The organism is Caulobacter sp. DMC95, assembly GCF_056313785.1.
In genome coordinates this window covers 81,387-92,833 of the sequence record NZ_JBQUZP010000007.1, presented here as the reverse complement: position 1 = coordinate 92,833, position 11,447 = coordinate 81,387, and the positions used below count along the sequence as shown (strand labels likewise).

Here is an 11,447-nt window from a genome sequence, read left to right as displayed (position 1 = left end):
TACGCGCATCGGCGAGGCCCAGAAGAGCGCCCCGCGACGAGGAGGCGGCTTATGGCAGAGCGCTTCGCGGTTTGCAAGCGCCCTTTGAGGGGTTGCATCGAGGCTTTTTTCCAAGGCTTGATCAGAGACGGTTTCGGGCGGGTTTGAAGCCCGGATTTTCTGGGGCGGGGTTCGGCGTTGCGTCTGTTCGTGTTTGGTCTGGGCTATGTAGGCGCGGCCTTTGCCGACGCCTTGCAGGCGCGCGGCTGGGACATCGCGGCCTCGGCGCGCAACCCTGGCCAGGCTCATGCGCTGCGCGACAGGGGAATCACCCCTGCAGACCCGGCTGACCGCGACGCCATGATCGCCGCGCTTTCCGGCGTAAACGCGATCCTCGTCACCGCCCCGCCCGGTCCCGACGGCTGCCCCGCGCTCGAAGCGGTCGTCCCCGCCCTGGCCCAGGCGCAAGCTTATCCCGACTGGATCGGCTATCTGTCGACAACCGGGGTCTATGGAGACTTCGAGGGGCGCTGGGTGTTCGAGACCTCGCCCCTCAGGGCCCAATCGGTCGAAGGCGCCCGCCGGGTCGGCGCCGAACGCGACTGGCGCCAGGTCGGGCGCGGCATGGGACTGACGGTGACGACGTTCCGGCTCCCGGGGATCTATGGTCCCGGTCGCAGCGCGCTGGACCGTCTGCGCGCCGGCGAGGGCCGCCGGATCGTAAAGCCCGGACAGGTGTTCAGCCGCATCCACGTCGACGACATCGTCTCGGGCCTGCTGGCGTCGCTGGACCACCCAAAGGCCGGCGGCGTCTACAACCTCGTGGACGACGAACCGGCCCCGCCCCAGGACGTCATGGAGCACGCTGCTCGGCTGCTGGGCGTTCCGGTTCCGCCAGACCTGCCATTCAACGAACTGGGCATGTCGCCGGCGACGCGGCGGTTCTATGCGGAGAACAAGCGGGTCTCGAACGCGCGGATAAAGGCGGAGCTTGGTTGGAGGCCCAGATATCCGACCTATCGCGAAGGTTTGGCGGCGATCCTGAAGGCGGGCGGTTAGGCCAGCTATTCATCGTCGATCGGCAGCGGACGCGGCGCGATGCCAGTCGCTTCCAGTCCCGCGGCATTCCGAAGTCGCGCCGCCCGCGCCAGGCGGCGGGACACGAGATCCCCCTCTTCCGGCTCAGCCAGGCCCTTGGCCTCAGAAACAGCGGCGACAAGGCGCTCCAGGTCCTGGGGGCGTGACAGGCGGTGGTCGCCGTCCTTGATCAGGCTGAAGACGACATTATCCGAGCTCAGGGCGTTGGCTAGCTCCAGCGCATGGATCCACGGCACGTCGGGGTCGGCGCCGCCCTGCAGGATGCGCACCGGAACATCGATCGGCACCGGTCCGGGCAGGATCGACCACCGCGCACCGTCGTCCAGAAGGTCACGGGTGATCGGATAGCCGCCGTCGTCGTACTCGGAGGGCCGGATCCAGAAGCCGTCGCGGGCGATCGCCGTCTTGGCCTCGGCGGACAGCTCCGGCCCCATCAGCTTTTCGGTGAAGTCAGGCGCAGGCGCGATCAGCACCATGGCTTTCACGCGATCGGGTCGTGCGATCGCCGCCAGGCACGACAGCCAGCCGCCCATCGACGAGCCGACCAGCACCAGCGGTCCTTCGGTGAGTTCGTCGATGACCGCCAGGGCGTCGGCGCGCCAGCGGCTGATGGTGCCGTCCTTGAAGGCCCCGCCGGACTCGCCGTGACCGAAGTAGTCGAAGCGCAGATAGCTGCCACCCGTCGCCTTGGCCTGCTCGGCCAGCACCTCGGCCTTGGTGCCGGTCATGTCGGAATGAAAGCCGCCCAGCCACACGACCGTCGGCCCTTCGCCATCCACGCGACGCCAGGCCAGCATCGATCCGTCTTCACGCGTCAGGGCGCCCCGGGATTCGGTCATGGCGTCGCCTTGATCCTTTCGCTAACTACGGGCCGTTATCTCGTCGAGACTCGCGTGCCCGACCTACCCGCCAACTTCACCCTGCTGCAAGTGACACCGGAACTCGAAACCGGCGGCGCTGAACAGACGACGATTGATGTCGCCCACGCTGTGGTCGCGCAAGGCGGCAAGGCGCTGGTCGCCACCCGTGGCGGGCGCATGGCCGCACGGCTGGAAGCCGACGGCGGACGCCTGGCGCAGATGCCGGCTCAGTCGAAAAACCCGCTCATCATGCTCGGCAACGCAGCGCGGCTGATCGACCTGATCCGGCGGGAGAAGGTCAGCCTGGTGCACGCCCGCTCCCGCGCCCCGGCGTTCAGCGCCCTGTGGGCGGCGCACGCCACAGGCGTGCCGTTCGTGGCCACCTATCACGGCGTCTACAACGCCAGGTCCGGGCTCAAGCGCTGGTACAATGCGGTGATGACCAAGGGCGCCGTGGTGATCGCTAATTCCGAATACACGCGCGAGCACGTCATCCGCGAACATGACGTTCCCGCCGACAAGGTGGTGGCCATCCCGCGTGGCGTCGATCTCTCCCGCTTCGAACCGGGGATCGTCAGCGCGGATCGGATCGAGACCCTGAGCAAGGCCTGGGGGGTCGCGCCGGATGAGCGCCGGCTGAAGGTGCTGCTGGCCGGCCGCCTGACCCGCTGGAAGGGCCAAGGCCTCATGGTCCAGGCCATGGCCCTGCTGAAGGCGCGCGGCGAGGACAAGGTCCTGCTGCTGCTGGCCGGCGACGACCAGGGCCGCAAAGGCTATCGCGCCGAGCTGGAAGCGGCGATCGCGCAGGCTGGCCTCCAGGACTCGGTCAAGCTGGTCGGTCACTGCGACGACATGCCGGCCGCCTATCTGCTGGCCGACCTCGCCATCGCCCCGTCCCTCGAGCCGGAGGCCTTCGGCCGCACGGCGGTCGAGCCGCAGGTCATGGGTCGACCGGTCATGGCGGCCGATCACGGGGCCACGCGCGAGACGGTCGTCCCAGGCGAAACCGGCTGGCTGGTCGCGCCCGGCGACGCCCAGGCCTGGGCTGCAGCGCTGCTGGAAGCCGTCGAGATCGGCGCGTCAGGGCGTCAATCCATGGGACAAGCCGCTCGCCTGCGTGCTCGGCGGTTGTATTCAGTGGACGCGATGTGCGAAGCGACGCTCAAGGTCTATGCGCGGGTGTTGGGTTTGGAGCGTTCGTCTTGAGCAAGGAGATCAAGAAGGTCCTGGTCATCAAGCTCGGGGCGCTGGGCGACTTCGTCCTGGCCCTGGCCGCGATGCGCAAGATCCGCGAAGCTCACCCCAAGGCCAAGATCACCCTGCTCACCACCCCGCCCTTCGAGGCCTTGGCCAAGCTCAGCCCCTACGTCAACACGGTCGAGACCGACGGCCGCCCGGACGACTTCGGCCAGACGCTGGCCATGATCAGCCGCCTTCGCAAGGCGCGCTACGACCGCGTCTACGACCTGCAAACCAACAGCCGCACCAACTGGTACTTCCAGCTCCTGCGCCCGTTCCCGCCCCAGTGGAGCGGGATCGCGGTCGGCTGCGCGCTGCCCCAGAAGGGCTCGGCGCGCCTTCGCATGCACACGCTGGAGCGCCATGCCGATCAGCTCCGCGCGGCCGGGATTTGGCCCGACGCGCCGACGGAACCGGGCAGCGCGCCGCCGCCGGACCTGTCCTGGATCCTGCGTAAGCACAAGGAGCCGCGTCCCGTGGCCGGCGCCGCCGCGCCGCGTCCCTACGTGCTGTTCGTGCCGGGTGGCTCCGCCCACCGGCTCGAAAAACGCTGGCCCGTCGAGTGCTACGCCCAGCTCGGATCGCTGCTGAAAGCCAAGGGCCTGGACATCGTCATCATCGGTGGTCCGCAGGAAAGCGCCATGGCGCGCCACATCCAGAAGGCCGTCGGCGGCGCCCGCGACCTCACCGGCCGCACCGACTTCGCCCAGCTGGCCGTTCTGGGCGCCAAGGCGGCGCTGACCGTCGGCAACGACACCGGTCCGACGCACCTGCTGGCGGCCGCAGGCGCGCCGACGATCGCGTTGTTCTCCGACGCTTCCGATCCAGAGCTGTGCGGCCCGCGCGGCCACGTGGCGGTGATCCGCTCACCCGACCTGAAGGCCCTGCCCGTCAGCACCGTGGCCAGCGCTGCGATGGCGCTGTTGCCGCATTAGTTTCGCAGAAGAGCGCCCCCTCCGTCACGTCGCGTATCCGCGCCGCGCCACCTCCCCCGTTTCACGGGTGAGGCGGACATCATTGTCTTCCTGCCCCGCTTGCGGGAGAGGTGGATCGGCGCATAGCGCCGAGACGGATGCGGCGCTACAGGCTCAATACCCCGCATAGCGCCCCGGCTTGTGGTTTGCGATGATCACTGCGCTCAGGGCCACGGCGCTGGCGATCGACAACAGCAGCTTGTCGAAGCTGATCGTGAAGAACGCTGCGGCCACAACCACGCAGTCGGCCGCCATCTGCACCTTGCCGGCGCTGATGCCTCGGCGCTCCTGCAGATAGAGCGCCAACACCCCGACCCCGCCCACGCTGGAGCGGTGACGCGCCAGGGCCAGGATCCCCATGCCGATGATCGTGCCGCCAAAGACGGCCGAGAAGATCGGATCGATCCCACCGACCTTGAGCCACTGCGGCATGCCCCAGGCGAGGCCCGCCAGCAGCAGATTGGTCGCCAGGGTCTTGAACGTGAACGCCCAGCCCAGCGTCCGCTGCGCCAGGACGTAGAACGGCAGGTTGAGGACGAAGAACACCACCCCCACCGGCCAGTCGCTCAGGTAAGAGATGATCAACGCCACGCCCGCGACCCCGCCGGTCACCAGGCCAGCCGCCTTGAGCAGGGTCAGCCCCACGGCGATGAAGCTGGAGCCGATGAGGAGCGCATGGATGTCCTCCAGCGCGGAATGGCGGTGTTCGGGCATGAGTCGGGCGGGTGTTCTGTTCCGGGAAAACGCGTCCCCGCCTCGCCGTTTCCGTCCCGATTGGCCCGAATAGTGGTCGGGCTTGGCCACAGGGTCAAAAAAACTGGACCCGCCGGCGTCTGTTTGGTCGCCTTCGCTTGATACAGCGCGGCGCGCGCGTCATATATCAGGTTCTCGCGGCGCGCCCAGCGCGGCGCGTATGCGTTTAGCTATATTCGTAGTCACCGCTCTTCATACCAACAGCCTCGGAGCCGCCCCTATTCGCCGTCCTATGCAAACGCCGCCCGTCAAGGATGGGCCGCGTATCAACGATGAAATCCGTGTCCCCCGCGTCCTGCTGATCGACCAGCACGGCGAAAAGCAAGGCGAGATGCCGACAGCATCCGCTATGGAAGCGGCTGAGGAAGCCGGCCTGGACCTGGTGGAAATCGTTCCGAACGCCAATCCTCCTGTCTGCAAGATCCTGGACTACGGCAAGTTCAAGTTCCAGGAGCAGAAGAAGAAGAACGAGGCGCGCAAGCGGCAGAAGGTGGTCGAGCTCAAGGAGATCAAGCTCCGGCCGAACATCGACAGTCACGACTACGACGTGAAGGCCAAGGCGATGCATCGCTTCTTCGAGGAAGGCGACAAGGTCAAGGTGACCCTGCGCTTCCGCGGTCGCGAAATGGCCCACCCCGAGCTGGGCATGAAGCTGCTGCAGAAGGTCAAGGCCGACTTCGACGAAGTCGCCAAGGTCGAGTACGAGCCGCGCATGGAAGGCCGGCAGATGATCATGATCCTGGCCCCGCGCTAAGATCCGATCCAAGGGTAGACACCGAAACGCCCCGGCTTAACGGCTGGGGCGTTTTGCGTTTCGGACACCCTGACGATAGCGCTCGACATAATAGCGCCCGGAGGTAGAGTTTCGACTGACTCTCGGGGGAGCTCCATGCTGAAGAACTTGCTCGCCGCAGGCGCGCTTAGCCTGACCTTGTCGTCCGCGCCTGCGATCGCAGCCTCCGCGAAGCCGGACCTAGCGATCTACGGACGGCTTCCGACGATCGAGTCGATCCGTATCTCGCCCGACGGGACCAAGCTGGCGATCATCGCCACCAGCGGAGACCAGCGCGTGCTGAGCATCCGTCAGATCGGCGGCGGCGTTCTGAACGGCATGATGCTGGGCGACGCGAAGCTGCGGGGCGCCGTCTGGGTAGGGTCCGATCATCTTCTGCTTGTGGGATCGCAGACGACGATCGTCCCCGGCGTGTCGGGACCCAAGCAGGAGTACTTCATGGCCTCCGACTACAATGTCGTGACTGGCCAACAAACTCCCCTCCTGAACGATCAGTCCGGCGCGATGAACATCGTGGTGGGCTGGCCTATGGCCCGAGTGATTGACGGCCAGCCCGTCGCTTTCCTGGAGGGCGTGCGCTTCGTCGACAACCGGGGCCAGATTACTCTCTACAAGTCGATGCTGAACTCACGCTCGACCAAGCTGTACGATTTCGCCGGCGAACCAAACACCAATGGCTGGCTCGTGAACGCCGCCGGCGACGCAGTGGCGCAGTCGCTCTACGACTCCAAGCGCGGCGTCTGGTCACTGAAGACCAAGGTGGACGGCGCCTGGCGGCAGATCGACGAGGCGGTCACGCCAATGGGCTCCTATGGACTCTCAGGCTTTGGCCGGGACGGCAAATCCATCCTGGTCTGGCGCACCGACGACAAGAACAACGACGTGCTCCGCGAGTATCAGATGGATGGCGCACATACAGACCTGCCTCAGGACCTGGAACTTTCCGGCCTCATCCATGATCCCGGCACCCTGGCGCTTGTCGGCGGTTACAAACTGCAGGGCGATGATCTGCGGTACACGTTTTTCGACGCCAACGCCCAGAAGACCTGGGACGCAGTGAGCAAGGCCTTTGGCGGAGATCAGGTCAGCCTGGCGTCCTGGTCCCAAAACCGACGCAAGGTCGTGGTGCTCGTGGAGTCGAAGACCGAAGGCCCCGCCTACGCCCTGGTCGATCTCGACGCCCGCAAGGCGGACTTCCTCGGCCCGGTCTATAAGGGCGTGGACGCCTCGACGGTCTCCCCGACCCGCTCCGTCAAGTACAAGGCCGCCGATGGTCTGGAGATCAGCGGCTATCTCACCCTGCCCAAGGGGCGCGACCCTAAGAACCTGCCCCTGATCGTGCTACCGCACGGCGGGCCGGAAGGCCGCGATACGCCAGGGTTCGACTGGTGGAGCCAAGCCCTCGCCTCGCGCGGCTACGCGGTTCTGCAGCCCAACTTCAGGGGGTCCGAAGGCTTTGGCTGGGACTTCGTGAAGGCCGGCTTCGGCGAATGGGGCAAGAAGATGCAGACCGATCTCTCGGACGGCGTCCGGGATCTGGTCCGCCAGGGTCTGGTCGATCCCAAGCGGGTCTGCATCATGGGGGCGTCCTACGGCGGCTACGCCGCCTTGGCGGGTGCGACCTTGGACAAGGGCGTCTATCGTTGCGCGGTCTCCGTGGCGGGCCCCTCGGATCTCCAACGCATGCTGACCAAGATCCGGTTACTGAACGACGGCCAGAGTTCGGCCTCGCAACGCTACTGGTTGCGCTTCATGGGGGCGGACGGCGTAAAAGATCCTGATCTGGCCAAGATTTCGCCTGCCCAGCAGGCCGAAAAGGCCGATGTGCCGATCCTGCTCATCCACGGCAAGGACGACACGGTCGTCGCCTACGAGCAGAGCCAGATCATGACCTCGGCCCTGAAGCGCGCGGGCAAGCCGGTCAGCTTCGTTACGCTGGAAGGCGAGGACCACTGGCTCTCGCGCGGCGCGACGCGGCTGAAGATGCTGACCGAGGCCGTGGCCTTCGTCGAAAAGCACAATCCGCCTGACTAAGGCCGCAACTTGGGGCCATGAGCGCCATTCTCGCATTTCGCCCATTGACGGCAATGAGGAGAAAAACATCTTCTGGTAGCATTCGATCAAGCGAGCCTGAAGATATGCTTCGACCAGCCCTGGTTGCCTGGATAATCGCCTTGGTGAGTTTGTCGGCCGCCAGCGCTCGGGAGAAGCCGGCGCTCTCGCTCTATGGCCTTCTCCCCAAGGTCGAGGATGTTCAGATCTCGCCCGACGGCTCCAAGTTGGCCGTCCTCACGACGGACGGGGAAAAGCGCTTCCTGACCATCCGCAAGACCGAGGGCGGCGGACTCGCCGGGATCGCCGTCGCCGACAACAAGCTGCGCAGCATGGCCTGGGCGGGAGAGGATCATGTGATCCTCGTCTCATCCGTCGCGACGCGTGGCCTCAACCTGGATGGACCAAAGCGCGAGTACTTCACCGTCGTCGACTTCAAGATATCCACCGGTGTCCAGAAGCCGCTGATGGAGTCTGCGCCGGAAGCCCTGACCGTAATCCTGGGCCAGCCGCAAATCCGGACGGTCAAGGGCGATCCGCACGTCTTCCTCGAAGGCGCCCGCTTCCTGCGCGGCGCCGCCGCCAGCACGCTCTTCCGGTTCAACCTCCGCACCGGGACGGTGAGGATGTTGGAGCATGGGGCCCGATACAGTTCCGATACCTGGCTGGTCGACGCGACGGGCGAGCCGTTGGCCCAGTCGACCTATGACGACAAGACCGGTCGCTGGAGCCTGCTGATGCGGGTCGGATCCAACTGGCGAACCGTAGACACCGCCATCACGCCGATGGGCTCCTTTGGCGTCGAAGGCCTTGGCCGCGATGGAACCTCGGTGGTGGTCTGGCGCCGCGGCGATGCGGTGGCGCTGAAGGAGTATCGCAGCAACGGCAAGTCAGAAGCTCTGGCCGAGGAGAGCGACCTGCGCGGGCTGCTTCACGACCCGGCGACGCACAAGCTGATCGGGAGCTTTGGCCTCCGCGGGGACGATATCGTCTATTCGTTCGAGAGACCCAAGGACCAGGCCGCCTGGCGCGCGGCGTTGAGGGTCTTCCCGCAGGACCGCGTTACGCTGCAGTCTTGGACAAAGGACCGCAAGCGTCTGGTCGTGAAGGTGGATTCCGCCCAGAACGGCCCGTCGTTCGCGGTGGTCGATTTCAACACCAACCAGAGCTGGACGCTGGGGCCGATCTACGAGGACCTGACCCCGGCGGCGATCTCGCCTGTCCGGGCGATCAGCTACAAGGCGGCCGACGGATTGGCGATCAGCGCCTATCTCACCCTGCCCAGAAACCGCCCCCCTCAAGCGTTGCCCCTGATCGTCTTGCCCCACGCTGGCCCCGAAGGGCGGGACACGCCGGGCTACGACTGGTGGAGCCAGGCGCTGGCGTCTCGCGGCTATGCCGTCCTCAGGGCGAACTTCCGAGGTTCGGATGGCCTGGGAGCAGAGTTCCGCACAGCGGGATTTGGCCAGTGGGGCAGGAAGATGCAGACGGACCTTTCGGACGGCGTCCGCTACCTGGCCGACCAAGGGCTGATTGATCGCAACCGCATCTGCATCATGGGCGCCAGCTTCGGCGGCTACGCGGCTCTGGCCGGCGCGACGCTGGATACAGGAGTGTATCGATGCGCCGTTTCCGTTGGCGGGCCGACCGACCTCAATCTTGTAGCAAGATCGGTATTCAAGCCCGGGGCGGTCTGTGTCTCCCAGGGGCCGGGCTCCAGCGACAAGGGCGCCATGGGTGATTGTCGACAAAGAGGCGCGGGTCCGGTGAATACCCAACGACTGCTTGTCGCTGACCCCGACGGGCGCGACCTGCGGACTTCGACAACGCCGCGCTACTGGCTGCGTTTCATGGGCGTGGAAGGCTCGAAAGCCCCGAACCTCGACGCGATCTCACCCGCCAAGCTAGCGGACCGGGTCAGTATCCCCGTACTCCTGATCCACGGAACCGATGATACGATCGTTCCCTACGAACATAGCCAGATCATGGCGGACGCTCTGAAGAAGGCCGGAAAGCCCGTGGATCTGATCCCCCTGGACGGCGAGGATCACTGGCTGTCGCGCGGCGCGACGCGGCTGAAGATGCTGACCGAGGCCGTGGCCTTCGTCGAAAAGCACAATCCGCCGGACTGACCCTGAACATGGTCGCCAAGTGGGCGGTTCAGGCGTAAATCCCGCCGCCTAATGTCCGAGCCCTCCCACAGCAACCGCGCCCTGGCCGTCCTGCTCCTGGTTGTCTTCATCAACCTGGTGGGCTTCGGCGTGATCATTCCGCTGCTGCCGTTCTATGCGCGGTCGATGGACGCAGCGCCCTGGCAGGTGACGACGATGTTCGCCGCCTACAGCCTGGGGCAATTCTTCGGCGAGCCGTTCTGGGGACGGCTTTCCGACCGCATAGGCCGGCGGCCGGTGCTGATCGTCACCATCATCGCCAACACCCTGGCCTATCTGGCCCTGGCCTTCGCGCCGAACATCTGGGTGGCGATGCTCATCCGCCTCTTCGGCGGCTTTGGCAGCGGCAACATCTCGACGATCCAGGGCTACATGGCCGACGTCACCCCGCCGGAAAAACGCGCCGGGCGGATGGGCCTGCTGGGCGCGGCTTTCGGGGCCGGCTTTGTCATCGGCCCAGGCCTCGTGATGGTCATGCGCCCCGGCTCGGGGCCTCTGGGCTACCAGCTGCCGCTGTTCCTGGCGGCCGGCATGGCCGCGACGGCGGCGCTAGGCGTCATCCTGTTCGTCAAGGAAAGCCGCGCACCCTCGGCGCCCGGCGCGCCGCAACCCCACCGGCTGGAGGCCCTGAGCCAGGCCGCCAGCCATCCCATCCTGTCGCGCGTGCTGCTGGTCACCCTGATCTCCACCGCCGCCTTCGCGGGCATGGAGGCGGTGTTCGGCCTCTACGCCGACACCCGTTTTGGCTGGACGGCCAGCCAGGTAGCGGCCTGCTTCGCCTTGATCGGCGTCATCGCCTCGATCGGTCAGGGCGTGCTGACCGGCCGCCTGGCGCGGCGCTTTGGCGAGGCGCGGGTGCTCACCGCCGGCCTGTCGATCATCGGGACGTCGCTGCTGGTCACGCCGTTCATATCCAAGCCCGCCCTGGCCGTGGTGGCGGTGGCCTGTACGGCGTTTGGCCAGTCGCTGGTCTTTCCCTGCGTCGGGGCCCTGATCTCGCGCGCCACCCCGCCCGATCGCCAGGGCCAGATGCTGGGCCTGAACATGGCCGCCGGCTCGCTGGCCCGGATCGGCGGTCCCCTGCTGGCTGGACCGCTGTTCGGGATCGCCATCGGCGGGCCCTACTGGTTCGGCGCGGCCCTGATGGTTCCGGCCATCGGCTTTGCGCTGGTCATAGTCCGCCGGACCAAGGCGGCCGCCTAAGTGCTTGCCAGAACCGAGTCTTTCCTGTAGCTACGCCGCCTTTCCGGAACCGCCTGGCCATTGGCATGCCATGGCGGTTCGTCATGCTTCTAGAGGACGGGGCGCAAGCTCCGACGCGAAATGCCGAAGTTGAAGACCAAGTCGGGCGCTAAAAAGCGCTTCAAACTGACCGCCACGGGCAAGCTGAAGGCCGGCGTCGCTGGTAAGCGCCACCGCCTGATCGGCCACAATGGCAAGTACATCCGCCAACAGCGCGGCACGAAGGTGATGAGCGAGGCCGACGCCAAGATCATCAAGACCTACCTGCCCTACGGCCTTTAAGAGG

Annotated in this window: 10 protein-coding genes and 1 pseudogene; 9 read left to right on the top strand and 2 right to left on the bottom strand. The window is 66.3% G+C overall.

Translation table 11 applies throughout. The annotated features are described in order from the left end of the window. Positions 1–177 precede the first annotated feature (177 nt). Positions 178–1,038, top strand: coding sequence for an SDR family oxidoreductase (locus ACT53N_RS16115; RefSeq protein WP_476064848.1), 861 nt, complete (start codon positions 178–180; stop codon positions 1,036–1,038). 5 nt (positions 1,039–1,043) lie between these two features. Here the strand turns inward: ACT53N_RS16115 and ACT53N_RS16110 are convergent, their stop codons facing one another. Further along, complete coding sequence (locus ACT53N_RS16110; protein WP_476064847.1) at positions 1,044–1,916, bottom strand: alpha/beta hydrolase; 873 nt, start codon at positions 1,914–1,916, stop codon at positions 1,044–1,046. Positions 1,917–1,970: 54 nt separating this feature from the next. On the opposite strand from ACT53N_RS16110, the gene ACT53N_RS16105 reads away from it, so the two are divergent. The 3 genes and pseudogenes from ACT53N_RS16105 to ACT53N_RS16095 form a co-directional block, all read left to right on the top strand. Next, the gene (locus ACT53N_RS16105) at positions 1,971–3,143 is read left to right on the top strand and encodes a glycosyltransferase family 4 protein (protein WP_476064846.1); all 1,173 of its coding nucleotides are present in this window, start codon (positions 1,971–1,973) and stop codon (positions 3,141–3,143) included. Then, complete coding sequence (locus ACT53N_RS16100) at positions 3,140–4,111, top strand: glycosyltransferase family 9 protein (RefSeq protein ID WP_476064845.1); 972 nt, start codon at positions 3,140–3,142, stop codon at positions 4,109–4,111. The genes ACT53N_RS16105 and ACT53N_RS16100 overlap by 4 nt, the downstream gene beginning before the upstream one ends. Continuing rightward, a pseudogene (locus ACT53N_RS16095) lies at positions 4,107–4,233 on the top strand (hypothetical protein); the annotation flags it as partial. The gene ACT53N_RS16100 and the pseudogene ACT53N_RS16095, both read left to right, overlap by 5 nt. 31 nt (positions 4,234–4,264) lie before the next feature. On the opposite strand, the gene ACT53N_RS16090 reads toward ACT53N_RS16095, so the two are convergent. After that, entirely contained in the window at positions 4,265–4,864 is a 600-nt protein-coding gene (locus tag ACT53N_RS16090; protein WP_310212919.1) for a YitT family protein, read from the bottom strand. A 271-nt stretch (positions 4,865–5,135) separates the two neighbouring features. On the opposite strand from ACT53N_RS16090, the gene infC reads away from it, so the two are divergent. The 5 genes from infC to rpmI all read left to right on the top strand — a co-directional run bounded on the left by infC (position 5,136) and on the right by rpmI (position 11,443). Further along, positions 5,136–5,657, top strand: coding sequence for a translation initiation factor IF-3 (gene infC, locus ACT53N_RS16085; protein ID WP_010918933.1), 522 nt, complete (start codon positions 5,136–5,138; stop codon positions 5,655–5,657). Between the two features lie 135 nt (positions 5,658–5,792). Continuing rightward, positions 5,793–7,730: an alpha/beta hydrolase family protein gene (locus ACT53N_RS16080; protein ID WP_476064844.1), complete on the top strand. Its 1,938-nt coding sequence runs from the start codon at positions 5,793–5,795 to the stop codon at positions 7,728–7,730. Between the two features lie 104 nt (positions 7,731–7,834). Then, positions 7,835–9,880 carry an alpha/beta hydrolase family protein gene (locus ACT53N_RS16075; protein ID WP_476064843.1) on the top strand — a complete coding sequence of 682 codons (2,046 nt, stop codon included), beginning with the start codon at positions 7,835–7,837 and terminating at the stop codon, positions 9,878–9,880. Positions 9,881–9,931: 51 nt separating this feature from the next. After that, positions 9,932–11,122 (top strand): MFS transporter, encoded by a 1,191-nt coding sequence (locus ACT53N_RS16070; RefSeq protein WP_476064842.1) that lies wholly within the window; start codon positions 9,932–9,934, stop codon positions 11,120–11,122. Between the two features lie 120 nt (positions 11,123–11,242). Then, positions 11,243–11,443 (top strand): 50S ribosomal protein L35, encoded by a 201-nt coding sequence (gene rpmI, locus ACT53N_RS16065; RefSeq protein WP_062099735.1) that lies wholly within the window; start codon positions 11,243–11,245, stop codon positions 11,441–11,443. Positions 11,444–11,447: the final 4 nt, after the last annotated feature.